The organism is Chryseobacterium oncorhynchi, assembly GCF_002899895.1.
GTDB lineage: Bacteria > Bacteroidota > Bacteroidia > Flavobacteriales > Weeksellaceae > Chryseobacterium > Chryseobacterium oncorhynchi.
The window spans coordinates 24,826-49,951 of sequence record NZ_PPEI02000008.1 but is presented as its reverse complement, the minus strand read 5'-3'; the positions used below and the strand labels follow the sequence as shown (position 1 = coordinate 49,951).

Below are 25,126 nucleotides of genomic sequence, written 5' to 3'. Positions count from 1 at the left end.
TAATAGAAAAGCAGGACTAGAGTAGAAAATACCAAATTGAAGATTCCGTATTTCTACGTATAAGGATTTATAAGCTCCTTGTATTCATCATCCATATTCATTTCCAATAATGTTCATTTTTAAACATTTTCTATATAATTTACCTCCCTTAAGTTTCTCTAAAAGCACTGTATTTAGTATTTTTGTAAGAATCCAATAAAAATTAAAATGAACGAATTCGTAGCATCAGAAATTAAAAATAATATTGCCGAAATTACTTTCGGAACTCCAAAAAGTAATGCTCTTCCCGGAGCAATTTTAGAAAAACTGGCTCAAACTATTTTAGAAGAAGGAGCCAAAGATGAGGTAAAGGCTATTTTAGTAAAAAGTGAAGGCGAAAAAGCGTTCTGCGCAGGGGCAAGTTTTGACGAACTTCTAGCAATTGAAGAATTGGAAGCTTCTACAAAATTCTTCGGTGGTTTTGCAAAAGTTCTTAATGCCATGAGAAATTGTGGGAAAATAGTTGTGGTAAGAGTTCAGGGAAAAACTACAGGAGGTGGAGTAGGTATTGCGTGTGGAGCAGATTACTGCTTTGCAACAAAAGATTCTGCATTAGCACTTACGGAGATCAACCTTGGAATAGGACCTTTTGTAATAGGGCCTTATGTAGAAAGAAAAATAGGAAAGTCACAATTCTCTGCAATGGCTATTGATGCAGACTTCAGATCTGCCGAATGGGCAGAACAGCATAATGTTTATCATTCCGTTTCAGATAATATTCAGGAAATGGATGAGAAACTGGAGAAATTTTTACAGACATTGGCATCAAGAAGCAGTGATGCATTAGCATTAATCAAGAAAGTTTCCTGGGAGGGAACAGATCATTTCGACGAATTGATGCCGGCAAGAATCCATATGAGTGCAAGCCTTATTTTGGAGGACTCTGCGAAGAAGAACATCGGAGCTATCAAAGAAAGACTGAGAGCCAAATAATAACAGATTGTTTTAAAATATTCAGCCGTTGACTCGTTCAGCGGCTTTTTTTGTGAGTATAAAACAAGTAAACATACCTTTAATACTAGTTTTACAGAGATTTTTCCTGAAGCAAATAAACCATCAGTGTAAATATTTGAAAAAAATATTTGTTGATTAAAAAAAAATTATAACTTTGTAATTCAAAGTTCTTTTTATGGATGTAAAAAATTATCACGAAGACTTATCCCATATCCGTTCCATGATGGAGCGGTCCTCCAGATTTATTTCATTGAGCGGTTTATCCGGAGTTGCTGCCGGTGTGGTTGCGCTTTTGGGAGCCGGATATGCATATTATGCGATGGAAAGTAAGAAAGTGAGCTATATAAACGGAGCCAGGCTTACTTTTACTCCTGATTTAGTTCAGGAGCTGGTACTCACCGGGCTTGTAGTTTTGGTAATGGCGGTTTTTTGCGGGTATATTTTTACAGCCAATAAGAGCAAAAAGAAAGGGCTGAAGATCTGGGATGCCACTACAAAGCGACTTTTAGTTACCTTTGCAGTCCCTTTAGCAGCCGGAGGAATCTTCTGTTCGGCACTTATTTTCCATCATTTAATAGTATGGGTTGCACCAACAACCTTGGTTTTCTATGGATTAGGTTTGATAAGCGCTGAAAGGTATACATTACCGGATGTAAAATATCTGGGATATTGTGAAGTCACCCTAGGATTATTTTCCCTGTTTTTTCTAGGTTGGGGGCTTGTATTTTGGTCAGTCGGTTTTGGTGTTTTGCACATCGTTTACGGATTGATCATGCACAGAAAATATAAATAAAAATTAACTTTGCAGTTCCTTAGGTTCCTATTCTTAGTAATCTGTTCCTAATAGCTGCTACCTATTACTTATTATGATCAAGATCAGTCAACTCAATAAAGAATTTGAAAGCCGTGTAAGATTGGGCATTATGTCCGTTCTTATGGTCAACGACTGGGTTGATTTTTCTGAAATGAAAACATTACTGGAAATTACAGATGGTAATTTAGCCAGTCATAGTAATGCGTTGGAGAAAGCCGGGTATATTGAAGTGAAAAAAGAATTTGTAGGAAAGAAGCCTAAAACATCTTATCGAGTCACCCAAAACGGTAGGCAGGCATTTACCGATCATTTGGACGCACTGGAAAAATTATTGGGACGATAGTCCTATATTTTTTTGAAAATTTACTTTGTAATTCAAAGTTCTTTGTTTTAAAATAAAACTATTATAAACTAATATGACAGAACAAAACATTTTAAACTTAGGGAAAACAATATTCGGGTTGTTTTTCTTGGCGGGAAACATCTGCCTTTTTGGATATATAATAACCAAGGATTTTGATTTTGCCGATTCTGGTTTTATACTGCTTGTTTATGGGGCAATTTTCAACCTTTTTATTTTATCAGGACTGCTGATCTATGGTGAAATTGATAAGGTTAAGCGTAAAGTATGCTATCAGTCTGCAGGTTTTCTTTTGATCAATATTCCCGTTTCCATTCTTTACGCTATAATAGGATTGAATATCATTTAAATAAATACACTATGAAAAAAATACGCGTTCATTTTCTGCTTTTTGTGTATGATAAAACCCAAAAATTATACAGAAAATACTTTAAAAAGAAAAAGAGACAATGGCAGTTTAATGAAAGACAGCTGTTGGAGTTTCAGGAAGACTCATTGGGACGAAAGCTTGGCGAATTCTATTATAAGCATGGATTCTCAATGATTCCCAAGATGGAAAACCACGATGTTCATCACTTGATTACCGGTTGTGGAACCAACTTTGAGGATGAAATTGCCATGCAATATCTCTTGCTGGGAAACGGAAAATTGAATGCCCATCTATTGGCAGCTATCGTTTTGGGAACATTTATCCTGCCTGAATATGTGAAAATTTATATCAAAGCTTATAAGAAAGGACAAAACATGAGAGAATTTCATCAGTGGGATTTTGAAAGCTTATTGTGGCAGAACTTTGATCATCTGAAAGACTTTATTCAACAGAAAGATACCGTTGTACTCCATTAAAATATCTATATGGAAAATTTTTGTTAATCTCTTAATTCTTTAAAACATGAAAACACATCATTATATATTTCTCACAACAGCCCTATTTGTCATTCTGTTCTACGATCAGGACCTAGGGCTGAATCTTGGGATCCTCGGAATCCTATATGCAGTTTTGACTTTTTTTAAAACAGGTGAAAAGAATAAAACCAGAACATTCTATATTCTTACGGCTACAAGTATTCTTTCAAGTATAGCCTTTGCATGGTATGGAGACTTTCCATCCTTTCTGGCCGTTATAAGCTCACTTCTTTTGCTTGCCTATAAATCGAAAAACAGAAGAATGAAAACCCTTCTTCTCATTCCGGTCTTTGTTGTGAACAGCTGTACTTCAATCTGTAGAATCTTTATGCTGGATGATTGGCTTCCCAAAGGGAATGTTTCAGGGGTATGGCAAAAAATAATGGCTTTCGTTCTGATTCCATTATTGCTTTTATCCGTTTTCTTTGGAATTTATGCAGCAGGCAGTGACCACTTTGCAGCCCTGTTTACAGATTATGAGCTTGATATTAATCTTTGGCAGGTGTTCTGCCTTACCGTTTTAGGATTCTTCATTGCCTTTAACTACTGGAATCACGCTGTTGAAAAGTTCATCTATAAAAACAATCAATCTCTGGATAACGACTTTCAAAAAGATGTTCAGGCTCCAAAGGCAACCTACTCATTCCTTGATCTTGATGCTGAAAGAATAAGTGGAATTGTATCTTTTTTTTCACTGAATATTTTATTGGTTTTCTTCATCGCAACTTACAATTATGAACAGTTTTATGAAATTTCTAAAACACCGGTTCAGCTATCAGAGGAAACTCATGAAAGGGTAAATGCCGTGATCCTCTCCATAGTAATGGCTATTTTGGTGATTATGTTTTACTTTAAATCTGGTTTTAACTTTGATTCTAAAGCAAAACTGATGAAAATCTTGGCCAAGATCTGGATCTTCCTTAATGCTGTCTTGATATTATCCGCAGCGGTAAAAAACTATGAATACATTGTTAATTATGCCTTTACCTATAAAAGACTTGGTGTCTTTGCATTCTTGCTTCTATCCTTGATTGGGCTTGGGCTTACCTTTATTAAAATTCAAAAAAGAAAACGCAATGCATTTCTTTTCAATACAATGGTTTGGTATTTTTATGTGATAATTTTAGTTTGCAGTTATTTCAATTGGGGCGGTTTTATTACTTCACAGAATATGAAGCGTAAAGACTTTGCCGTTAATTATCATTTTGGTTCAGTCAACTTTAGTGAAAAGAACCTTTTAAAATATGCAGAAGAGAAGAATGATTTGAAGCTTAAAAAGAATCTGCTCGATAAGATTAATAACGAAAAGGCAAAAACCTTTCTTTCAAAGGTTGGTTATTATGAAACTATCTCTCAATAATCCTTTTGGACTCTTCAATGATATTGTGATAAGGTTTATTTACCCTTTGGAATATACAAAAACTTGGGGTGTAACCCTTTTAATGGGAATAATGCTCAATTTTATGTATTTCACATTTAAATTGATTAAAAACAGCAATGAAAAGATAATTCCATAAAAAAACGAAACTTTCAAAAGAGTTGGAACAATTTTCGCAGTTAAATAGGACTTAACAGAATGCTGTATCCACATTCTTAAAATTAATTATTATGAAAAAAAGCTTATTGTTAATTCCATTGATTATCATTTCATGTAAAAAGGATCCTGCTGTAACAGATATATCCCAAAAGGATTCTGCAGTGGTAACAGAAATGCCGGATTCAGTTTATAAGACAGATTCTGCAGTATTGAGAAAAAGAGACTCAATTATTAACAATGCTCCTGCTACCAAGGAAGTTTTACGTAAAGGAGTGATGAGAAATGAAAAAGAGGGACAAATTGTAAGAACAGCAGACGCTTCCCAGCTTCCGTTTACATTAGGTGAAGAGTTTACTAAAGATGATCAGGAACTTGTGTTGAAGCTTACCAATTTTGATCAGCCCAATATAAAAGCAAAAATTTCAACGAAAGAAAAAGAATTTAACATCAGGTTTAATCAGATTAAACTTCCCAACGGAAACTACGATGGTCCTTTCGGAAGAGATATCACCTATGAAGTTCCCGGAAAAGGAGAGGTTTGGTTGATTATCGGGAAAAGTAATATGGCTTCAGGGAACACCAAGGGGCATTTTACTGTAAGTATAGAGTAGGATTAACCAATTTGGTACAGTTTCTGCAAACTATACCCAAAGTTTAAATTTAATATTATGAAAAATATAGTTCTAACAGCAATGGCTGCCTCAGCTGTACTTGTAAGTTGCGGAACCGTACAGTCGCTGGTTCAGAATACGTTTCCATACACAGCAAATGTTTTAGTTTCCACAGGGGTACCTGCTGACAAAGAGGTTTCTTCTACATCAACTGCTACCAATGTACAAACATGGTTCGGAGGAAATAATAATGCAAAGATCAAAGATGTAAGAATTTCTGAGGCAAAGATCTCCGTAGCTTCTCCATCAGGAGGAAATTTAAGCGCATTTAAATCCGTGAAAATATATGTTTCATCTAATGGGACAGGAGAGAGGCTTATTGCATCACGTTCCAATATGTCCAATAATTCTTCCAGTCTAAATCTGGATTTGAATGATACCGGATTTTTGGATGAAATTGTAAAAAGCTCAGGATTGACCGTAAGAACTGTTTATGAACTGAAAAATCAAACAACTTCAGATATGAACATTAAAGTAGCCCTTAACTTCAGCAGCGTTCCTGCGAAGTAATTTTATAAAAGTTTATTAAGAGAAAACACCTTTCAGGATACTGAAAGGTGTTTTTGTTTATATTATAGTTTAGTAAATTTTTCAACCACTCTTCTCTGTCCCTCATTAATATTGATGATATACTGACCTGCCGGCAGATGTGAAATATTAATCTTTTCATCTGACGAAACATTACTTTTTATAACTGATCTTCCATACATATTGAAGATTTCGATATCCAGTTTTTTATTTTCAGTATTTTGAATGGCAATAGAGCTGCTAGACGGATTAGGGTAGATTTTTACCTCTAGTGGAGTTAGTGTTTTCACAGGAGCTGCAAATTTACTTTCCAATTGTAATATGGCGTTTCTTACATTTGGAAGCGGACCTATCTTTTTATTAACATCTGTACCGCCCTGAGGAACTCCTGTAGATACCAATAGGTTTTTCATAGCAGCAGGACTTAGGTATTGTCCTGTAGTCTGGCGGTAAAAAGACTGAACCAATACTGCAGCAGAAGCTACCGTAGGAGTTGCAGAACTTGTTCCACTGAAATAATTGTAAGTTCTGTTATTATCATTGTCATACTTCTGGTAAGAACCATATCCTGCTGCCAGAACGCTGCTTCCCCATCCTTGTACATCAACTCGGCTTCCAAACGTACTGAAACTTTGTTTAGAATGAGTAGTATTAGGAGTTCCGGCTCCTACAATAATAGCACCGCTGTTCCCTCTGGCTCTATATGCTGCATAAAAAGGATCATCCAGGTCCTGGTTTCCATTACCTGCTGCTGCAACGATGATAATCCCTGAATCTGTAGCAGCTTTTGTAAGATCCCAAATCACACTGTCATACTCAGCAGGGCAATATTGACCGTCTTTTCCACCCGTCTGCATTTCATATAAAATGATGTCTCCGGCCTGAGATGCATTGATGGATCTGCTTACTGCTGATGCTCTGTTGTAGCCAACAGTTGTCCATTCCATATATCCCTTTATTTCTGAAGCATTGTAAACAGCACCTGTAAGTCCGATATTATCCTTTATAGATCCTAAAATACTTACCACAGCTGTTCCGTGATCTCTGTAGTTGTTATTTGATAACCCTGAATTAGGAGTATATCCAGGTTCCAATTGTATAGAATTTTGATTGGAAAGCATTTCATGAGTTTTATAAAAACCATACTCCACATCACGAATTCTGATGTTTTGTCCTGTAACTCCTCTGGACCATGCATACTTTGCATTAATTCCGGGGTTGTCATTCAGATAAGTTTGCAGACTTTCAAGATCGGGAGTTGCTACAAACATATTCACTACCGGCGGTTCAATGGGGGTACCGCTCATTACAGATACATATTCTATTTCAGGAAATCTTTCTAAAGTTTGAATAAGCTTTTGAGATGTTTCATCATTCTGCAGAGGAAAATTCGCTTTAAATATTCTTTTCAGTTTTTGAACAGACTCTCCGGAGTTTCCATTCATCTTACTGCCTTCCATCATTTCATTAATTTTTTTGTCATTAAAGCCAAGATCGTAGGTAAATGAAATTCCGTTTTCTCTGGCAAATTTTTCCAGATCCGAATTTTTGCTGAAAGCTGCTTTTTCAGATTCAATATCCTTGGAAAAGCACACATAAATTACATCACTTTGATGATTACGGTCAGACTGTACCTGACCAAAAGAAAAGAAGAAACAAAACACTAACAGTGTAGAAAAATTAAATTTTGTTTTCATAATATTTTTGTTAAATGGTTGAGAATAAGTTTGGATAATCTCAAAATTAATAATAAAACAAAAACAAATCACATTTTTGTGAATTTATTTTTCAAACTCTGTGTTTTAGCTTTTCACAGATGATTTATTTGAATTTAAAAAAGATAAATGAGAAAATTTTTAGTGATTTTATGACAAAAAAATACCTTTCAACATTATTGAAAGGTATTTTTGGGTTTAGAAAAAATGAAGATGTAATCTTACAAATCATCAAACCAATCTTCTTTATTTTTATGATAAAAAATCTGCTTTTTATTCATGATTTTATATTCAATTCCAATGCTGTCTTTATTAGCACTAACGAGCTTTGCTTCCTGAATAGACTCGTTTCGTTCATCACTTGAGATATCAATTGAAGGACGTTGTAGAACCTTTTCCAAAACTACTACATAAGGAGTTTTACCGATTCTTTTTTCAAAAATACCCTTCTTTTGATAGATTGCGATTTGCGGCTTAGATAATGCTCCGGGACGATGTCTCTCAATTCGGTACTCATCATTAAGCGAAATCCTTTGATAGCTGTCAATAGTTGAAAAATAACTGAGAAGAGCAAAGAAAGGAATCATCATGGGAAGAATACTCAAAATAATCCCGGCCACCAAAAGACCAAAATAAGCTTTAATCGCTTTTTTCTTCCAAAGTTTGATGATGATAAAGACTGTCATTGCCAGCCATAGCCATCCGATGATTTTATCAGTGTAATATCCTCTGTAACTGTATTTATTGAAATTTAAAACAACTTCACTCAGGAAAATTAAAGTAATCAACAGATAAGTGATCACTATATTTCTGTTTTTCATTTTGTTTTGTCTAATTAACTTTTTGTAATGGAATCCATAATGATGGTAACTGGCCCATCATTGATCAATGAAACTTTCATATCCGCTCCGAAAATGCCGCTTTCAGTTTTAAGACCAGACTTTGCTATTTCTTCTTTAAAATAATCAAATAATGGAATGGCCTTATCAGGTTTGGCCGCTTTAATGAAAGAAGGGCGGTTGCCTTTTTTGTAATCAGCAATCAAAGTAAACTGACTGATGCACAGGATCTCTCCGGAGATATCTTTCACCGAAAGATTGAGTTTATCATCTTCATCCCCAAAGATCCTGAGGTTTACTACTTTTTGTACCAGCCAGTCAGCATCTGCCTTTTCATCATTCTCATCAATGCCTACCAGCAGCATTAAGCCTTTACCAATTTCACCAACTATTTTTCCGTCTACTTTTACACTGGATTCTGAGACTCTTTGTATAACGATTTTCATTTTAGTAATAAATATTTAAAACCTTTGTTACAGGATCAAAATTATAAGGATATGTTTTAGGGGGAAGGGAGGTTTTGGAACCCGACTGAGGCTCACCGGTTCTTAAGATCCATCTTGTATTGTCCTTAGGACATAAAATCGCAATATTTTCTTTTACTTCAAGGGTTGTATCATTGTCAGGACATAGATGAGGTGCATTTCTATCATAGACTTTGAATCCATTCCCCACACGTACAACGATCAAGCCTCTTGTTCCGGCCTGTTGTTCGTTCACATAAACCCAGCCATTATCATAGGTTAGAGCATTGTATGCAGGGAGGTTCAAATTAAGTATAACATTGATGGGGTTGTTGGGAAAGCAGTTCACTGTATCTTCTCTACTTCCACATGAATTTATAGATAAACTATTGAAAATCAATAAAATGAAAATAGATAGTATCGAAAAAGTTTTTTTCATTTCAATTTAAATTTTTATATATTTGTAAAAATTAAACGATTATAACACGTAAAACATTGTCCGGCAAATGTCGGATTATTTTTTTATACTAAAACTAAATTTTGAAAATTATGGCAAGCTATGTAACAAAGGAGGGCCTAGAGAAAATGAAAGCTGAGCTGGAACAGTTGGAAACTGTGGAGAGACCAAAAATCACTCAGCAGATCGCAGAGGCAAGAGACAAAGGGGATTTGTCTGAAAATGCAGAATACGATGCGGCTAAAGAGGCTCAGGGGATGCTTGAAATGAGAATTTCTAAGCTAAAAGATGTTATCTCAACTTCTAAAATTATAGACGAAAGCCAATTAGATACTTCAAAAGTTTCAATCTTAACAACAGTGAAACTTAAAAATAATGCGACTAAACAAGAGCAGGTATTTAAATTGGTACCAGATAACGAAAGTGACCTTAAAACAGGGAAAATTTCTGTAAACACACCGATCGCAAAAGGTTTGTTAGGAAAAGCTATTGGCGAAACTGCAGAAATTACCTTACCAAACGGTAATAAGCTTTCATTTGAAGTATTAGACATCTCTCTATAGTCTGATACTAACTTTCTATTTCTAACTTCTAAGTATATAACCTCTAACTTCTGATAAATGAGCACTATATTCACAAAAATCATCAATGGCGAAATTCCCTCCTATACAATTGCAGAGGATGAAAACTTTATCGCATTCTTAGACGCAATGCCTTTGGTGAAAGGACATACTTTAGTAGTTCCTAAAAAAGAAGTGGATTTGATTTTTGATCTTGAAAGTGAAGAATACAAAAACCTTTGGGGATTTACCCAAGAGGTAGCCAAGAAGATCAAAACTGCAATTCCATGTGTAAGAGTAGGAGTAGCGGTGGTAGGACTTGAAGTTCCTCATGCCCACATTCATCTTATTCCTTTAAACAAGGTGGAGGACATGAACTTTAGAAATGAAAGATTAAAATTAACGAACGAAGAATATACAGAGATTCAAAACTCAATTATTAATTCTTAAAACACAGAAAATCGTAAAAAAGAAATTTTTTACGATTTTCTTTAACATATACATATATATTATTATCTCATATGAATTCAAACCAGTGTTCTTTCTGCGGCAGAAAAAGAAGTGAAGTACAGATGTTGATTTCCGGGCAGAACGGTTTTATTTGTGAAAATTGTATAGAGCAGGCGCATACTATTGTTAAAGATAGTGCGTCTAAATCAGGATATTCACCTGCAGACAATATGGAAGATCTTAAAAAACCAAAAGAAATTAAGGTATTTCTAGACCAGTATGTTATTGGTCAGGACCAAGCAAAGAAACAGCTTTCAATTGCTGTATATAACCACTATAAAAGATTGCTTCATGCCCAGGATGAAAACAGGGAAGTAGAGCTTGAAAAGTCAAATATCATCATGATAGGAGAGACAGGGACTGGAAAAACCCTGTTGGCAAAAACTATTGCCAGAGAACTTAATGTTCCTTTCTGTATTGTAGATGCTACTATTTTAACAGAGGCCGGCTATGTAGGGGAAGATGTTGAAAGTATCCTTTCAAGACTATTGATGGTGGCAGACTATGATGTGGAAAAAGCAGAAAAAGGAATTGTCTTTATTGACGAAATCGATAAAATTGCCAGAAAATCTGATAATCCAAGCATTACAAGAGATGTTTCCGGAGAAGGAGTACAGCAGGGGTTACTGAAATTATTGGAGGGAAGTATTGTAAACGTTCCGCCACAGGGAGGGAGAAAGCATCCTGACCAAAAGTATATTCAGGTGAACACTCAAAACATTCTGTTTATTGCAGGAGGTGCTTTTGATGGAATCAAGGAAATCATCGAAAGAAGAATGAATAAGCAGGCGATTGGTTTCAGTTCTGAAAAGATCAATAAAACAGATGAAGAAGAATATGTATTAACAAATATTAATGCAGTTGATCTTCGTTCTTTCGGATTAATTCCTGAACTTTTAGGAAGATTTCCAATCATTACTTATCTCGATAAACTAACGAAAGAAACGTTAGTAAGAATTATGAAAGAGCCTAAAAACTCAATTGTGAATCAATTTGTGGAACTTTTCAAAATGGATGGCACAGATTTGGTTATTACAGACGGTGCAATTGAAAGAATTGTAGAAGAAACTATCGAAAAAGGATTAGGAGCAAGAGGTCTAAGAGGGACCACTGAGAAAGTCTTGGAAGACTATATGTTTTCAATCGGAGAGGAGAAAAAGATTGTCTTAACAGAAGATAATATTTTGATTAATAGATAAAAATGTTTTTTTTTTAAAGAAAAATATAATACCTTTGCGGGTGAAGATTGTATTAACACACAAATAATTTATACAATGAGAAAAAGTTTATTTGCTATAGGTCTTTTAGCAATTAGTTACTCTGTTCAGGCGCAGATACTATGTCATGTTGACACTAATGCTAATATGTATGTGAGCGAAGGCACCCTAGTTTATAGCGGTGGAGGTGTACAAACAAAAGGTAATGGCCTTTTGGACGTGCATGGAAATATCATGGTTGTAGGATCTGGTACAGACGCTTTTAAAACAATCGACGCTGGCGGGGCTGATAAAACCGATGGCGGAAATATTGTTTTAAGGCTAAATACTCCTGCTACCTATGCGAGTTCCACGTATGGTCAGTTGTATATCGATGGATTATCCCAATCCAATGTCACAGGTGTTGTAAGTAAAGAATATCTGACTGATAAACAAGGTACAGGTAATTATTTTCAACAGATTGCCCTTCCTTTCTTTGGAAAGGCTTATAATTCCCTATCAACAGAATTAGGTAAAACATTTGGTACTGCAAGAGATATCCAAAACACTAATAGTGTAAACAATGATTTGATTTTGCAATGGAATAACCTCCAAGCTAAATCTGACCATGTTACAAGTTTGGCAAGTACAACAAGTAACGGTACGGGATATTATATGTTAGGTTCTAGAAATAATAACCTAAACTTAAATGTTCCACCAACGCCTGCTTCTGTATACACGTTGAGCGGAAGACCATATGCACCACTTGCTTCTGTATCTTTACAGAATGGTGGAAATGTATATTTCGGTCCTAACGGTAATGGAGCAAATAGTTATGGCGAAGCTTATAACTCTTACCTTCAAGATCAGTTCGATCTTCCTAATGGAGCATGGAACCCAACGTATGGTAAAAACATTTACCAATTTGGAAATCCATTTTTGACAAACCTAGATCTTTCAAAGATTGGTTTTATTGAAAACGGAACAGTTACAGATGGTAATAATGTTAGCAACATCATGGGTATTGAATATACTTCAGGGAATGTTGTTACTTTAGCCAATGGATATACCTACACTACTGGTGCATTAACGCAAACGTTTAATTTAGATGGAACTCCTGTAGGAGATATTGGATTACTTATTAAACCAATGCAGCCATTTATTATAAAGCTTAGAGATAACTCAGCGCAGACTCTGAACTTTAACACTCTTAGACGTTTCAAGAATTCAGTAAGAGCTAATGGAACTGACTATAACGTAAATGCTGCAAGAATTAGCAATAAATCAAACAGCGCAAGTGTTAAGCAGCTTGGTGTTATTGGTCTTGATGCAAGCGGTAACGAAATTGCACGAACTTATTATGTAGTTTCTCCTACGGCAACTACAGGACACCAGATTTCTATTGCAACTACAGTACAGGCTGCTGCAAGTTCAGCAAGTCCGATTGGAACATTTGAAGAAGCTTTAAATGGTGGGTATGATCCTAACTACAATGCTAAATACTGGTTATACATTAATGAAGCCAGTGAAAGTAACTTTTTAGGAAAAGATATATTGCTATATAACTTTGATTATGCTAAGCCAGATAAAAAAATTGTTTCTTACAAATTTGAAATTAGAGAAAATGCTGAGATGATTCCAGCTGGAGTACATAACTTGTCTTCAGGAATTGGATTCTTCTATAAAGCTTCTAATGGAACAGTACAAGAAGCAAAGCAGGGAGATGTTATTCCTGTAAGTTCAAAGTCATATAATTTATATTATGGAGCACCTGATAGAGGTTCTCTAGCAACTAAGGAAACAGAAACGCTTTCCAGAACGATGGTTGTTTACAACCCTGCAATTAGTAATTATATAGTTAGATTTGATCCAGATTGGAGAAAAGCAGATATTGAAGTTTATGATATGAGTGGTAAACTTATTATCTCTAAAAAATCAGTTGATGCATCTAGGGATTTCGTAATTGAGCTAGACGGTTCAGTGAAGAGTTCTTACATTGTAAAAGTGGTTTCGGATAAAGGAGTAATAGTTAACACCAAAATCTTAAAATAAAAATTAATATGAAAACTATAAATAAACTAGTATTTGCGTTTTTTCTTTTTGCCACATTTTTGGCAAAGGCAGATATAGATGATATGCCAGTTCCAGGTGGAGGAGGTACCGGAGGACACGGTACCGGAGGAGCACCATCATCACCAATTGATATGTACGTATATTTACTTTCTATTGTAGCATTTGCATTCATTGCATATTATACAAAAAAGTATAAAAGCGTAAAAGCATAAAATTTTATTAAAATAATATCAAACTCTCTGATTAGTCAGAGAGTTTTTTTATTTTTACTCTATGAAAAAGGTTTATACACTATCTGCAGTTTTAGCTGCATTTGCTCTGCAAGCTCAGTTTACAGTTACAGTTCAGGCCTCCGCAGATTTTAAAGATCAGGATGCTATTCTATATACATTAAACGGTTCAAAAGATATTATTGTTACTAAAGAACAAAGTAAGAACAATACATGGACCTTTAAATATCCCAATAACTATATGGGAATGATGAAAGTTTATTTCCCCGGAACCAATAATACGATTAGCTTTATTTCTGAAAATAAGAATGTAAATCTTAAGATTGAAACTCAGAATAATAAAGTTAAGGAAATAATTTACCTGGATGAGGCGAACAATCTGATGAGCAAGCAGCAAGAAGGTTCACAAAAAAAAGAACTTATTCTGCCGGCACTGGCTCAGATCAAAGAATATTATAAAGACAATACAGAATTTGGAAAAGCACTGAAATTAGAAATTGACAGACTTTCAGGGAAAGCTAGTTCAATTGATGCAGCACAGCATCCATTCATTTCTTATTATAATACCAATTACAGTAAGTTTCTGTCTGCACCGGTAGATTCTGCTAAAAAAGTAGATCAGGAGGAAATTATCAATTTCTTAGATAAGTCCAATGATATGCTGGAAAGTTCATCATTACTAAGACCTGTTTTGGTGGCTTATTTAAACTCTGGAGGTACTACTAATGTTGGAGCTTCAGTAGATAAACTTTTAGACCGTTTAAAGGTAGAAACACCAAGAGGGCAGACTGTATTATCCGAGCTTATTGACATCTTTGATGTATATGACATGGATGAGTTTAAAAATAAATATTTAAGCCAGGCAAAGAATCTTAAATGTACCATTAATGACAGACTTGCTTCTACCTTAAAATCTAACGCTAATGTGGAGATGGGAGCTGCTTTTCCTAATTATAAGTTCCAATCAGCTACGAACACTACTGCTAAATCACTTTATGATATAAAAGCAGATAAAAAAGTTATTGTCTTTTGGTCATCCACCTGTTCACATTGTGAAAGTGAGCTGCCTAAGTTATTGGAAAAATACAATGATTTAAAGACAAAGAATATACAGGTTGTTGCTTTTTCTTTAGATGTTGACAAAAGCTCTTATACGAGCAAGATTGCAGCATTTCCTTGGATCAATGATTCAGAATTGAGAGGATGGAACAGTAATTATGTAGATACCTACAATATTCATGCAACGCCAACGTATTTTATTTTAGATGCTAACAATAAGATAATCAGTAAACCAGACCATGTTGGTGATGTTTTAGAATATTTTAAGTTAAAATAATTTTGGAGGTAAAGAAATATTTTCTATATTTGCACCACCAAAAAGGAGGCGAGGTAGCTCAGTCGGTTAGAGCGCAGGATTCATAACCCTGAGGTCACGGGTTCAATTCCCGTCTTCGCTACAATAAACCGCAATCATTACTAATGATTGCGGTTTTTATTTTATATCAGGTCTCACTTTTCTCTCATTTTAATTATCAAAAATGATCTGATTGCTATCATAAAATCTATTCCTAAATATGTAAATGTTATTCCATCTTATAGAATTTGGTTATTTCATGACAAATTTAGTTTTATACCTTTTTATATTTCCCTATACCATATTGATTAATATAATAGAAGTTCACAGAACTTTTATACTGGAGATAAATGTTTGAACAACATGTAAAAAAAGCTGCCGTTTCATTTAGCAATGAAACGGCAGCTTTTGTCTTTATCTTAATTTTATTAGGCTTGATATCCTAATAGCTTTCTGATCTGATAGAAGAATCTTTCAATCAACCTTAGATCCTGAGTTACAATCTCAGCGCTACCTCTAAGTTCTTTATCAAAGGTAAGCGTTTTATTATAGCTTGTCTTTAATCCTTTAGGCAATACTACATCTACATAATAGTTTCCTTTATCATCAGGAATAAGAGAAATGTTCTGAACCTTTCCTTCGATGATACCATATTCCTGAAAACGGTAATTGTCAAGTTTGATCAATACTTTCTCCCCAGGTATAATCTTTCCTGAGTTGATTGTAGGAACAGACATTCTGCCTACTAATTTCTCCTTATTGCTTGGCAGGATAGATACGATAGGCTCCCCGGCTTTTACAAACTGATTTTCGCCAAAAAATTGCTGAAAGCTGGCAACACCATCTGTGGATGAAATAACAAGATAATTTTGCTCCCATTGCTTTAAGGCTTTTCGAAGCTGTTCAAAAAGCTGTAGTGTTTGTGCAGAGTATGTAATCTTTTCTTTTTCATTATTAATAACCGTTACACTTTTGGTTTTATTAATATTGGAAATACCTTCTTCTGCTTGGGAGATAGAAATATTAAGATTTTCAAGATTTTGTTGAGCCTGAAGATATTTGATCTTTTCATTTTCAAGCTCCATCGCAGAAATTACTCCCTGATTGAACAGTTCTTGAGATCTGTTGAAGTTTTTTCTGCTCAGATCATATTTTACAGATTCCAAATTTTTCTGTTGCCTTAAGGTAGCCATTCTTATTTTATACTCAGAAATACTTTGATTGCTAGCTAAGCTTTCCGGAGCATACGGCTGTAACCTTGTGAAAAGTTCTTCATCCTGAAAAGCTTTTGCAAAGCTGTTGTATTCACCCTGTAGCTCTCCCAGTTTATATCTTGATGCCTGTGCAAGAGGAAAAGAATTTAGTTGATTGGGAGAAATAGAGTCCACAATCTTCTTCAGCTCTAAAATATCTTTATAATTGGCTGCTGACTGCATTACCATCAATACATCATGCTTTTTTACTTGCTGATGGTCCTTAATAAATATTTTTTCAATTTTGGTTCCAATTCTGGCTTCTATTTTCTCAGGTGGATTTTGAGAAGTTACAATAATGGGAGCCGGCACAAATTCCGGATACTTTATGACGTAGCTCATCACAAAAATAAGTAGGATGATGATGAAAATCATTGTATTTCCCCAGCGTATCATCCAATGGGGTGGCTGTGTAAGAATATCCTGTACGCTTTCGGAGCGAAGTTCAATATTGTCTAAAATGTCTTGTTTCATTTTTTTAGAATAAAATTTCCAGGGAGATTAAAATTTTAATAAACAGATATTAATTTCCTAGTTCGAGCTGATTTTTAACCAATCTATAATACTCACCTCGTAAATCAACCAGATCTGCATGGCTGCCTTCTTCTACTACCTTACCTTTATCCAATACAATGATCTTATCGGCATGTTTTACTGTAGAAAGTCTGTGAGCAATCACAACGGCTGTTTTACCTTTGAAGAATTGTTCAAGGTTCTCCATAATGACTTTTTCGTTATTGGCATCTAATGCTGATGTAGCTTCGTCAAACAAAATATATTCCGGGGACTTGTAAACCGCTCTTGCTATAAAGAGTCTTTGTTTTTGTCCACCGCTTACTCCAACACCTTCATTTCCGATCTTTGTATTGTAACTTAAAGGGAGGGTTTCTATAAATTCTCTGATGTTTGCAATTTCTACTGCACGTCTTAATTTTTGCTTATCAATATGATCTTCACCAATGGCAATATTATTAGCTATTGTATCATTAAATACATAGCCTTCCTGCATTACTACACCACAATGGTCTCTCCAGAATCGTGGGGAAATATTTTTCAGATTGGTACTCCCGATTTTAATTTCTCCCTGATCAGGATCATAAAACTTCATCAGAAGCTTTAACAGGGTTGTTTTTCCACTTCCGCTGGCTCCTACAATTGCTGTAGTTTGTCGGTAGGGGATAGAAAGGTTTAGATTTTCAAAAACAGGAACATCGGATCCAATATATCTGAAAGACATATCTTTAATCTCAATATCTCTATGTGGAATTTCTGTAGCGTATTGTTCGTTTTTATCTTCTTCGTCTTCTTTATCATGGATTTCGCCAAGTCTTTCAAGGGAAATTTTAGCGTCCTGAGTTTGCTTGATAAAGTCGATCAACTGTAAAAGCGGGCTATTCAACTGTCCAATGATATATTGTACAGAAAGCATCATCCCTAGGGTTAGATTCCCACTTAAAACTAGTTTTGCAGAAAGGAAGCTCACCAGAATATCTTTCATCTGGTTGATGAAGTTTCCTCCTACAGATTGCCATTGCTCTAAGGAGAGAGATTTTATTCTAATTTTAAATAATTTTACCTGAAGAAATTCCCAATCCCATCGTTTCTGCTTTTCAGCATTATGCATTTTGATTTCCTGCATACCGTTGATAAGCTCAATAACTTTACTTTGTTCCTGTGAAACCTGAGAGAATCTTTTATAATCAAGTTCCTTTCTTTTTTTCAGGAAGAAGCTAATCCATCCGATATACATTGCTGCACCTATAATATATACAATGAAAAGCCTGTAATCATAAAGCAACAGTACAATACTGAAGATAATAAGGTTGACCATTGAAAATAGAGTATTCAATGAAGAACTCGTAAGAAGTTGTTCTATTCTGTGGTGGTCATTAATCCTCTGCATGATATCTCCTGTCATCCTTGTATCAAAAAAGCTTATAGGAAGTTTCATCAGCTTAATGAAGAAATCGGAAATGATTGAGATATTAATTCTGGCAGAAAGGTGGAGAAGAATCCAGCTTCGGATGACTTCAATACCCATTCTTCCAAAAAATAACATAATCTGAGCAAGAAGTACTAAATAGATAAAGTTAATGTCCTGATTTTGTATCCCAACGTCTACAATACTTTGGGTAAGAAACGGGAAAACTAAAGACAGTAAACTTCCTGCCAATAGTCCTACAGCCAGCTGTACAACAAGTGATTTGTATTTAAGAAGATATTTTGAGAGAAAAGAAAAGCTTGCCTTACTTTCCTCATTATCAAATTCGGTTTGGAAGAATGCTGGAGTTGTTTCCAAAATAAGAGCAATACCTTCTTCTGTATTTTCATTGGCATTTTCTCCGATCCAGGATTTAATGAATTCTTCTTGGTTGTAGGCAATCAGGCCATAACTTGGATCTGAGATATAGATCTTATTATTTTTATCGGTTTTATAAACAACAACAAAATGGTTTTTATTCCAGTGTACGATACAAGGTAGGGGAACTTCCTCCACAAGGGATTTGAAGTCAATTTGGACTCCTAATGAACGGAATCCTAGATTTTCTGCAGCATCACTCAGCCCAAGGAGGCTACTTCCCTCACGAGTGGTCTCAGAAAGGGCGCGAATCTGTTGTAGTGAGATGCTTTTACCGTAATGTTTACTTACAATTCTAAGACATGTAGGTCCACAGTCTTTAGTGTCTGGTTGCTTATAAAAAGGAAATTTTTTCAAAACTAATAATCATTATAAAATGTCGTCATATTCTGACGACATTTTTACTTTATTCAATATTATAATTCAATGAAATGGTTGGCTAGTAATAGCACCATTTGTTACATGCGTTGATAGCTCCTTCTTTAGGTGGATTTATTTTGGATTCGCAGTAGCTTGCTTCACTCTGAATTCTTGCGCATTCCTGAGTAATACCACCTTTCAGTGTTCTTAGGTTCTCTCTTGAAAGTGTTTTTAGATTTTTCATAATAAATAGTTTTTTGGTTTTCCTACTCTTTTAATAGCTTTTCGGAGATCGCTTTTATTTTTCCTAAGATAGTGAAATTTTCGAATTGCTGATATCCATTACTAAAAGTCTTCATCTTCTATTAATTCATCAACAAAGAAGACAATATCTTCTCGATCATACTTTTCAGGGTACTGATATCCGTTGATAACAAAAACAGGGGTAAAGTTGAGTCCGGCATTACTGTTTTCTGTAGACATTCCAATTAATGCATTCAGATTTTCAGATGTAGGAACTCCTCCGGACAAGATGTTGATTTTTCCTTCATCCTTTGTCTCAAACCATTCTTCTACAGCATTCAGAAATTCTTTTTCTGTTTTATTATTGTAGATATGTGTTAAATCTGATATTAATCGGGTATATTTTTCGTCTGCTCTTTCCGGGGTATAATTGAATCTCATCTGTAGAGAAACTTCATCAGGATATTTTTCTAAAATAGTTTCTACTAATTTATGAGCATCTTTACAGAACCCACAGTATGGATTGGAAACGATAGAAATACGAAGTCTTGCATCTTTTTTACCAATAGAAAAAGTATGGGTATCCTGAAATTCTATTTTTTCCTTTTGTAATAACTGGCTTTTAAATAATTCATAATTCCTTTTAAATCTAAGATTTTTGGCATTAGATTTTTGAAGTTCCTCTTTCTGTTCCAATAGAGAGTTAAAGTAAATAACGGTTGAGAAAATCAGTGCCCATAAAATGACGATGAGTAAAAGTGTTCCGATTTCAAAAGGAAGATTTTGAAAGAAAAAACTACTGATAGCTAATTGCCCGACAAGAATAGAGATAATTAAAAGACAGACTCTACAGAATGCTTTTTCAACAAAAGCCTGGATATACAGAGAGTAGCCAATAGCCAATATTGAAACGATCGTAAATCCTTTTACAATATAAGCCGTTCCCGGTAAGAATAGTCCTAGTACGGCAAGCCCTGTAAAATAGATTAATGAAAAGTCTGAAAACTTTAAGCCTAAAATACTGGTTTTGTCCTGTTTTATAATTTTATCACAAGCATTAACGGTCTGGGTAGCAGTGGGTACACCGCATATACTTCCGATTACAGTAGAACTATTTCCGAATTTTTGATTAAATATTTCTAAAGAGATATAGACTCCTGCCAATGAAAGAAGATTGAAAACAGCTTCATATATCTGCAGGCTTAGAAGTGAATAGATAAGAATTACAGCGAAGATAGCGTACAGAATCGGTTTGAAGTTGAATGCCAGTTTATTTTCTGCCTTTTCTGCCTTTTCAAATAGAAGAACAAAATTTGTTGATTTGTTGTATAGCTCTTCCTGATTAAGTGTTTTAGCCTTTTCTGAGTAAACTGAGTAACTATTTCCTGATTTCTTTACCAATGAGAAAGAATTTTCTACAATGGCGATGAATTCTTCAGGAAGCTCATTCCAATATTCCTTGTCTAATTCATATGCATCATTTTTTACTCCCATAAAATTCAAAGTATCGCTAAATGCCAATGCAGATGGGTAATTGGGATGGGAATTAAACTGGAAGACGAACTCCTGTTTATCAAGTTTTAAGTAGTTAATTAGTTTGTCAAAAATCATATTAATATTTTTATCTAAAATACACAGATGTTTTAAATAAACAAAAAAATTTTTCTTTTATTAGTGAGATATATACGGTAGTTGATAGATTTGATTTGACTTTCAATATTTTATTCTGCTGTATCTGGCTTGAAAAATATTTTTTGTTGGGTAATATATCTTACATTATAAAAAGGGGTGCGCATTAGTTCCATTTTCCCACAGATGTATATTTAAAGTTTTCATGGTTAAATTTACATTCATTTTAGCGCATCTGTGGGAGTAATAGGAACTATATGATAGTATAGTTAATGATCTGGTGAAAGATCTGTATAAATTCTCTTGTCAGTACGAGTTCCATTTTCCCACAGATGTATATTTAAAGTTTTCATGGTTAAAGTGTTGACATTCATTTTAGCGCATCTGTGGGAGTAATAGGAACTATATGATTATATAGTGAATGATCTGGTGAGGCATCAGTATAAATTCTAATTTTGTCAGTAAATATTTTTTACTTTAAAAGACTTATCCATATGATAATGTTTAATGGCTTTTTGTTTTAGTGGATTTTTTGTCCAGTCTTCCCATACTCCTGTATAGGGATCATATCCGCATTTTAAAGGTTTTGAAATATCAAGCCCTTCTTTATTCTTCATATTTCTTTCTGTAAAGGCTCTGCAATCTGTACAGACATAGCGGAATTCACAATCTTTGCAGCCTTCAATGTGATCTTTTGTGAGATTCCAGTATTTTTTGAAATCACTCTGTATAAGGATTTCCTCCAGGCTTGAAGTCTGGATGTTCCCGAAAGCCTGCGACATCAACGGACAGTTTTTTATATTTCCTTCGATATCAATTCCAATTTTCTTGTGTAAACAAGAATTGTGGCTGACTGCTTCAAGAATTTTTGGAAGATTGGTGTTGAAGTATTTCATATCTACCTTTCCGCAGGCAGAGATTTTTAAATCTTCTTCAATACAATGTACAGTAAATCTGCAATCATCTTTTACTTTGAAAGTAGTCTGAGAGCAATTGTAGAAAATGAGGTTATAAATTCTTGTCGTCGTTTGATTAAGTATCTGAAAAGATTCTTCATTTATGATATTATGAAAAGGTAAATATATTTCAATGCCTTCTAAAACAGAGTTTGTAAATTTGGTGTCAATTTCTTGAATTTCCTCAGTAGAAAGTTCCTTTGCACAATATATTACCAAATGTTTTACTCCCAAATTATCAATAGAATTCTTTATTTTGTCAAGTACAGATAGATGATCAATTTCAATAAAAATATTTGAGATCTTATTAACTTCATGTACTTCATGTGATAAAGGAACAAAATTTCTATCCCAATTTCCATTAGTTATAAAACCGTATTCATTTTCCAGAAGAAGCTCTAAATATTCATGGATAATCTCCTTAGATTCCTCATCATAATTTTCTAAGATATTTTCAATAGAATCATTTTTCAGCTCGTCAATAATATCATTCAATTCCAAAGGATAAAGATCAGAAATCTTTCTCTGAAGATCAGAGATCAGGATTCTGCTAGCTCCTTTGGTGATTAAAATATTACTGAATAGGTTAAAATATCTCATAATAGTCTTGTAAGTGCTTTTATTGGTCTTTCCCTCATAAGATAATCCGTTTGATAGATTTCACACTTTATATAGTTTACGGAAATACTGTTCTTATCATTAGATGCTTTAGTACCAAACTTCTCAATAAATTTAAAGGTAAGAGGTAATTTATTTTTTTCTTCTTTAAACAGTTTTTTCATAAATATTGTGCTATTTCTTTTTCCAATGAGTAGTTACAAATCTCCGATAGCCCTATAAATTGGCCCGTAGGGTTAACTTCCAAAAAGTAGAAAATATCTCCACTTTTTATAAAGTCTATTGAACCGCAGCTTAGGTCCAGCGATTGCATCAGCTGATGTGTTTTTTCTTCAATATTTTCAGGAAGCTGATATCGTACCTTTCTGTTGGGCTTTTTATAATTATATTTTCTGAAATCAGTTTTAGTCTGTTCATCATTTTGAGAAATGATAGCAGTGGACCATATTTTACCTCCCAGATAAAAGCTTCGTATCTCAAAATCCTTTTCAATTTTTTCCTGAAAAAAAGTAATAAAAAATTCTTCTTTCTCTTTTTCTTGTACTACCGAAGTGTAAATGATACCGTTCAAATTTCTATCGACAGAATCTAATATTACATTTTCAGTAATGGGTTTTGTAATTGTTTCATTGATAATGACGTCATCAGTATTCTCTGCTAGAAAATATTCCGGAACGGTTAATCCTATTTTTTTTGCCTGTTCTAGGACTAGGAGCTTATTGACGTGATTGTTGCTTTGTTTATTAATGCTTTTTTTTGATTCCAAGGTTTTTATCACGTAATCTTCCAGCCAATGCTGATGTTCATCCATATGTAGGTTTGCAGCATCATTATCATAGTGTAGGCGTTTGAATTTTAATCCTCCTCTTCTGTACCATGTACTTGCAATCTCATCCAGAAAAAATTTGTTTCTGTCACTCAACAGATAAATTCTTTTTTTATTTGTTTTAATTTCAAAAAACTCATCTTCATGCACACGAATAAACTCCTTTCCCATTGCCGAAAGATATTTGATGACTTTTGTGGTCGTGGAGTCTCCGTTATTCGATATGATGAGTATCATTTTGTTTAATTTTTTTAAAAAAATCTTTTCTTATTTTGGCACTGTGCTTCATGCTTGGGATTCCCAGGCTTTTCCGGTTACGGTCGGTTTGTGCGCTGTCTTTTACAGAAATCATGTTAAACCCATAGAGTGTGATCTTTTTATGAGACCCTAGATAGGTGTCATCCATACGTGCATAATCACGAGGTGAGCAATCTCCCGATTTTACATATTCCAGTAATTTTTCTTTTATAAAAGGATAGTGTTTTTTGGATTCAACCATATGAGTGATAAAGGTTGGCATAGGAAACCATCCTATTTTCTCAGGCGTTGGGAATCCATAATTTTTAAAGGTCCATATAAGTAACTCTGCGTTTTTTTCTACATTTTTTCTGGTCAATGCGGTATCAAGGGGGCGTCCTGCCTGATCCCGTATCAGGGCAACCCTGAAAGAATCAACTAGTTTTTTATCTAGTCCTTGTTTCCATTCTGTTATTTTTTGTTCTACAGAAGCATTGTCTATTCCATATTTATTAAAAAGAGGCAAATATTTTTTATATTCATCACCATCAGGAGCTACCAGCGAAATTAATTGATAAAGACTTTCTTTTCCACCAAAATCTTCATGATACTGGTCGGCAAGAGTAATATAAGTTGCATATTCTTCAATACGATCCTGATTTTTGGGAACATATTCTTTGAAAATTTCCCGATACTCTTTTACAGCGAGTTTAGGGTTATTGGCCAGCCTGTATGTACTGTCGATCTCGTTTACTTTATTATAATAAGTAATATAATTTTTTTTACAAGACGTAAGGAATAATAAAATGATAAGAGAGAAGCTATATCTTATTAATGCTGAATTCTTCATAGATAATTCAATTTAATAATATGAAAAAAAAGGAGGGAAATACACCCTCCCTTTTTCCTTATTCAGTTATGCTTAGCAAACTTCTAGTCTACCAATGTAAGCACCTCCATTAGATGTATAATGGTCTGCTTCAAAGCATCCTGGTGTTGTAACTGCAGAACTAGATTCGATCGCATAAGATTTTAAACTACCATTAACTGATTTTAAATCGTCTCTTTTTAGTTTTTTGTTTTCTAAAGAAGAAAACCCTTTCTTCATTCCTGTTAACTTTTTCATGTTTTTTAATTTTTAAAATTAATATTTTGTTTGCCATAAATATCCTTGGCGCAGGAAGGTGCTGATCAGCTTTTAATATTTAATCATGTTGTACTGTACACATACAAATGATAAAGCATTGTGTTTTTACCTGAAGCAAAGATGCAGATGTGTTCCTCATTATTCAAGAAAAGCATGTCGAAATTGACAAATTCGGGGTTGGTTATATCCTGAATTTGTAAATTTTGGTATGGTGTTATTTTGTAAGTTTCTGGTTTATAATATAGTTAATTAATAAAACTGTTTTTGATGCTAAAAATAAAAATATGTAT

The 25,126-nt window shown here is 34.3% G+C and carries 26 protein-coding genes and 1 tRNA gene; 15 read left to right on the top strand and 12 right to left on the bottom strand.

Annotated elements, in window-relative coordinates; genetic code table 11:
- Window positions 1-207: 207 nt before the first annotated feature.
- From C1638_RS20160 to C1638_RS20120, 8 genes are all read left to right on the top strand, one after another.
- Complete coding sequence (locus C1638_RS20160; protein WP_109623731.1) at window positions 208-972, top strand: enoyl-CoA hydratase/isomerase family protein; 765 nt, start codon at window positions 208-210, stop codon at window positions 970-972.
- 196 nt (window positions 973-1,168) lie between these two features.
- The gene (locus C1638_RS20155) at window positions 1,169-1,786 is read left to right on the top strand and encodes a hypothetical protein (protein WP_109623730.1); all 618 of its coding nucleotides are present in this window, start codon (window positions 1,169-1,171) and stop codon (window positions 1,784-1,786) included.
- A gap of 73 nt (window positions 1,787-1,859) precedes the next feature.
- Window positions 1,860-2,150, top strand: coding sequence for a winged helix-turn-helix domain-containing protein (locus tag C1638_RS20150; RefSeq protein ID WP_076357282.1), 291 nt, complete (start codon window positions 1,860-1,862; stop codon window positions 2,148-2,150).
- 73 nt (window positions 2,151-2,223) lie between these two features.
- Entirely contained in the window at window positions 2,224-2,517 is a 294-nt protein-coding gene (locus tag C1638_RS20145; protein WP_109623729.1) for a hypothetical protein, read from the top strand.
- Window positions 2,518-2,528: 11 nt separating this feature from the next.
- Complete coding sequence (locus C1638_RS20140) at window positions 2,529-3,014, top strand: Coq4 family protein (RefSeq protein WP_109623728.1); 486 nt, start codon at window positions 2,529-2,531, stop codon at window positions 3,012-3,014.
- Between the two features lie 46 nt (window positions 3,015-3,060).
- On the top strand, window positions 3,061-4,434 hold the full coding sequence (locus C1638_RS20135; protein ID WP_109623727.1) for a DUF4153 domain-containing protein: 1,374 nt from the start codon (window positions 3,061-3,063) through the stop codon (window positions 4,432-4,434).
- A 248-nt stretch (window positions 4,435-4,682) separates the two neighbouring features.
- Window positions 4,683-5,222: a hypothetical protein gene (locus C1638_RS20125; protein WP_109623726.1), complete on the top strand. Its 540-nt coding sequence runs from the start codon at window positions 4,683-4,685 to the stop codon at window positions 5,220-5,222.
- A gap of 57 nt (window positions 5,223-5,279) precedes the next feature.
- Window positions 5,280-5,792 carry a hypothetical protein gene (locus C1638_RS20120; protein WP_109623725.1) on the top strand — a complete coding sequence of 171 codons (513 nt, stop codon included), beginning with the start codon at window positions 5,280-5,282 and terminating at the stop codon, window positions 5,790-5,792.
- 62 nt (window positions 5,793-5,854) lie between these two features.
- On the opposite strand, the gene C1638_RS20115 is transcribed toward C1638_RS20120, so the two are convergent.
- The 4 genes from C1638_RS20115 to C1638_RS20100 all read right to left on the bottom strand — a co-directional run bounded on the left by C1638_RS20115 (window position 5,855) and on the right by C1638_RS20100 (window position 9,267).
- Window positions 5,855-7,507, bottom strand: coding sequence for a S8/S53 family peptidase (locus C1638_RS20115; RefSeq protein WP_109623724.1), 1,653 nt, complete (start codon window positions 7,505-7,507; stop codon window positions 5,855-5,857).
- Between the two features lie 239 nt (window positions 7,508-7,746).
- Window positions 7,747-8,346 carry a hypothetical protein gene (locus C1638_RS20110; RefSeq protein ID WP_109623723.1) on the bottom strand — a complete coding sequence of 200 codons (600 nt, stop codon included), beginning with the start codon at window positions 8,344-8,346 and terminating at the stop codon, window positions 7,747-7,749.
- A 14-nt stretch (window positions 8,347-8,360) separates the two neighbouring features.
- A complete protein-coding gene (dtd, locus tag C1638_RS20105; protein ID WP_109623722.1) occupies window positions 8,361-8,810 on the bottom strand; it encodes a D-aminoacyl-tRNA deacylase in 450 nt (149 codons plus the stop codon).
- A gap of 1 nt (window position 8,811) precedes the next feature.
- Window positions 8,812-9,267 (bottom strand): hypothetical protein, encoded by a 456-nt coding sequence (locus C1638_RS20100; RefSeq protein ID WP_109623721.1) that lies wholly within the window; start codon window positions 9,265-9,267, stop codon window positions 8,812-8,814.
- Window positions 9,268-9,377: 110 nt separating this feature from the next.
- Between C1638_RS20100 and greA the strand changes: the two genes are divergently transcribed.
- The 7 genes from greA to C1638_RS20065 all read left to right on the top strand — a co-directional run bounded on the left by greA (window position 9,378) and on the right by C1638_RS20065 (window position 15,311).
- Window positions 9,378-9,848: a transcription elongation factor GreA gene (greA, locus tag C1638_RS20095; protein ID WP_076357258.1), complete on the top strand. Its 471-nt coding sequence runs from the start codon at window positions 9,378-9,380 to the stop codon at window positions 9,846-9,848.
- A gap of 57 nt (window positions 9,849-9,905) precedes the next feature.
- Window positions 9,906-10,295, top strand: a complete 390-nt coding sequence (locus C1638_RS20090) for an HIT family protein (protein WP_109623720.1) — start codon at window positions 9,906-9,908, stop codon at window positions 10,293-10,295.
- Window positions 10,296-10,366: 71 nt separating this feature from the next.
- Window positions 10,367-11,554, top strand: a complete 1,188-nt coding sequence (gene clpX / locus C1638_RS20085) for an ATP-dependent Clp protease ATP-binding subunit ClpX (protein WP_076357254.1) — start codon at window positions 10,367-10,369, stop codon at window positions 11,552-11,554.
- A gap of 75 nt (window positions 11,555-11,629) precedes the next feature.
- The gene (locus C1638_RS20080) at window positions 11,630-13,603 is read left to right on the top strand and encodes a T9SS type A sorting domain-containing protein (RefSeq protein WP_109623719.1); all 1,974 of its coding nucleotides are present in this window, start codon (window positions 11,630-11,632) and stop codon (window positions 13,601-13,603) included.
- Window positions 13,604-13,611: 8 nt separating this feature from the next.
- On the top strand, window positions 13,612-13,836 hold the full coding sequence (locus tag C1638_RS20075) for a signal peptidase (protein WP_076357252.1): 225 nt from the start codon (window positions 13,612-13,614) through the stop codon (window positions 13,834-13,836).
- Between the two features lie 61 nt (window positions 13,837-13,897).
- Window positions 13,898-15,190, top strand: coding sequence for a TlpA family protein disulfide reductase (locus C1638_RS20070; protein WP_109623718.1), 1,293 nt, complete (start codon window positions 13,898-13,900; stop codon window positions 15,188-15,190).
- Window positions 15,191-15,237: 47 nt separating this feature from the next.
- Window positions 15,238-15,311 (top strand) — tRNA-Met (locus C1638_RS20065).
- 325 nt (window positions 15,312-15,636) lie between these two features.
- Here the strand turns inward: C1638_RS20065 and C1638_RS20060 are convergent.
- The 8 genes from C1638_RS20060 to C1638_RS20025 form a co-directional block, all read right to left on the bottom strand.
- Window positions 15,637-16,935, bottom strand: a complete 1,299-nt coding sequence (locus C1638_RS20060; RefSeq protein ID WP_109623717.1) for an HlyD family secretion protein — start codon at window positions 16,933-16,935, stop codon at window positions 15,637-15,639.
- A 49-nt stretch (window positions 16,936-16,984) separates the two neighbouring features.
- Window positions 16,985-19,177 (bottom strand): peptidase domain-containing ABC transporter, encoded by a 2,193-nt coding sequence (locus tag C1638_RS20055; RefSeq protein WP_109623716.1) that lies wholly within the window; start codon window positions 19,175-19,177, stop codon window positions 16,985-16,987.
- Window positions 19,178-19,259: 82 nt separating this feature from the next.
- The gene (locus C1638_RS22455) at window positions 19,260-19,424 is read right to left on the bottom strand and encodes a bacteriocin-like protein (RefSeq protein WP_165826566.1); all 165 of its coding nucleotides are present in this window, start codon (window positions 19,422-19,424) and stop codon (window positions 19,260-19,262) included.
- Window positions 19,425-19,525: 101 nt separating this feature from the next.
- Window positions 19,526-21,034: a thioredoxin domain-containing protein gene (locus tag C1638_RS20050; protein WP_109623715.1), complete on the bottom strand. Its 1,509-nt coding sequence runs from the start codon at window positions 21,032-21,034 to the stop codon at window positions 19,526-19,528.
- A gap of 476 nt (window positions 21,035-21,510) precedes the next feature.
- On the bottom strand, window positions 21,511-22,608 hold the full coding sequence (gwsS, locus tag C1638_RS20045; RefSeq protein ID WP_109623714.1) for a grasp-with-spasm system SPASM domain peptide maturase: 1,098 nt from the start codon (window positions 22,606-22,608) through the stop codon (window positions 21,511-21,513).
- 178 nt (window positions 22,609-22,786) lie between these two features.
- Window positions 22,787-23,689 (bottom strand): grasp-with-spasm system ATP-grasp peptide maturase, encoded by a 903-nt coding sequence (gene gwsG, locus C1638_RS20035; protein ID WP_109623712.1) that lies wholly within the window; start codon window positions 23,687-23,689, stop codon window positions 22,787-22,789.
- Window positions 23,667-24,539 carry a hypothetical protein gene (locus C1638_RS20030; RefSeq protein WP_228428234.1) on the bottom strand — a complete coding sequence of 291 codons (873 nt, stop codon included), beginning with the start codon at window positions 24,537-24,539 and terminating at the stop codon, window positions 23,667-23,669. Before C1638_RS20030 ends, gwsG begins: the two co-directional genes overlap by 23 nt.
- A gap of 72 nt (window positions 24,540-24,611) precedes the next feature.
- Window positions 24,612-24,815 carry a TIGR04139 family peptide modification target gene (locus C1638_RS20025; RefSeq protein WP_109623711.1) on the bottom strand — a complete coding sequence of 68 codons (204 nt, stop codon included), beginning with the start codon at window positions 24,813-24,815 and terminating at the stop codon, window positions 24,612-24,614.
- Between the last annotated feature and the right edge of the window lie 311 nt (window positions 24,816-25,126).

Coding starts and splice junctions, on each gene's coding strand:
- C1638_RS20160 (WP_109623731.1), top strand. CDS start 208: ATGAACGAATTCGTAGCATCAGAAATTAAAAATAATATTGCCGAAATT.
- C1638_RS20155 (WP_109623730.1), top strand. CDS start 1,169: ATGGATGTAAAAAATTATCACGAAGACTTATCCCATATCCGTTCCATG.
- C1638_RS20150 (WP_076357282.1), top strand. CDS start 1,860: ATGATCAAGATCAGTCAACTCAATAAAGAATTTGAAAGCCGTGTAAGA.
- C1638_RS20145 (WP_109623729.1), top strand. CDS start 2,224: ATGACAGAACAAAACATTTTAAACTTAGGGAAAACAATATTCGGGTTG.
- C1638_RS20140 (WP_109623728.1), top strand. CDS start 2,529: ATGAAAAAAATACGCGTTCATTTTCTGCTTTTTGTGTATGATAAAACC.
- C1638_RS20135 (WP_109623727.1), top strand. CDS start 3,061: ATGAAAACACATCATTATATATTTCTCACAACAGCCCTATTTGTCATT.
- C1638_RS20125 (WP_109623726.1), top strand. CDS start 4,683: ATGAAAAAAAGCTTATTGTTAATTCCATTGATTATCATTTCATGTAAA.
- C1638_RS20120 (WP_109623725.1), top strand. CDS start 5,280: ATGAAAAATATAGTTCTAACAGCAATGGCTGCCTCAGCTGTACTTGTA.
- C1638_RS20115 (WP_109623724.1), bottom strand. CDS start 7,507: ATGAAAACAAAATTTAATTTTTCTACACTGTTAGTGTTTTGTTTCTTC.
- C1638_RS20110 (WP_109623723.1), bottom strand. CDS start 8,346: ATGAAAAACAGAAATATAGTGATCACTTATCTGTTGATTACTTTAATT.
- dtd (WP_109623722.1), bottom strand. CDS start 8,810: ATGAAAATCGTTATACAAAGAGTCTCAGAATCCAGTGTAAAAGTAGAC.
- C1638_RS20100 (WP_109623721.1), bottom strand. CDS start 9,267: ATGAAAAAAACTTTTTCGATACTATCTATTTTCATTTTATTGATTTTC.
- greA (WP_076357258.1), top strand. CDS start 9,378: ATGGCAAGCTATGTAACAAAGGAGGGCCTAGAGAAAATGAAAGCTGAG.
- C1638_RS20090 (WP_109623720.1), top strand. CDS start 9,906: ATGAGCACTATATTCACAAAAATCATCAATGGCGAAATTCCCTCCTAT.
- clpX (WP_076357254.1), top strand. CDS start 10,367: ATGAATTCAAACCAGTGTTCTTTCTGCGGCAGAAAAAGAAGTGAAGTA.
- C1638_RS20080 (WP_109623719.1), top strand. CDS start 11,630: ATGAGAAAAAGTTTATTTGCTATAGGTCTTTTAGCAATTAGTTACTCT.
- C1638_RS20075 (WP_076357252.1), top strand. CDS start 13,612: ATGAAAACTATAAATAAACTAGTATTTGCGTTTTTTCTTTTTGCCACA.
- C1638_RS20070 (WP_109623718.1), top strand. CDS start 13,898: ATGAAAAAGGTTTATACACTATCTGCAGTTTTAGCTGCATTTGCTCTG.
- C1638_RS20060 (WP_109623717.1), bottom strand. CDS start 16,935: ATGAAACAAGACATTTTAGACAATATTGAACTTCGCTCCGAAAGCGTA.
- C1638_RS22455 (WP_165826566.1), bottom strand. CDS start 19,424: ATGAAAAATCTAAAAACACTTTCAAGAGAGAACCTAAGAACACTGAAA.
- C1638_RS20050 (WP_109623715.1), bottom strand. CDS start 21,034: ATGATTTTTGACAAACTAATTAACTACTTAAAACTTGATAAACAGGAG.
- gwsS (WP_109623714.1), bottom strand. CDS start 22,608: ATGAGATATTTTAACCTATTCAGTAATATTTTAATCACCAAAGGAGCT.
- gwsG (WP_109623712.1), bottom strand. CDS start 23,689: ATGATACTCATCATATCGAATAACGGAGACTCCACGACCACAAAAGTC.
- C1638_RS20030 (WP_228428234.1), bottom strand. CDS start 24,539: ATGAAGAATTCAGCATTAATAAGATATAGCTTCTCTCTTATCATTTTA.
- C1638_RS20025 (WP_109623711.1), bottom strand. CDS start 24,815: ATGAAAAAGTTAACAGGAATGAAGAAAGGGTTTTCTTCTTTAGAAAAC.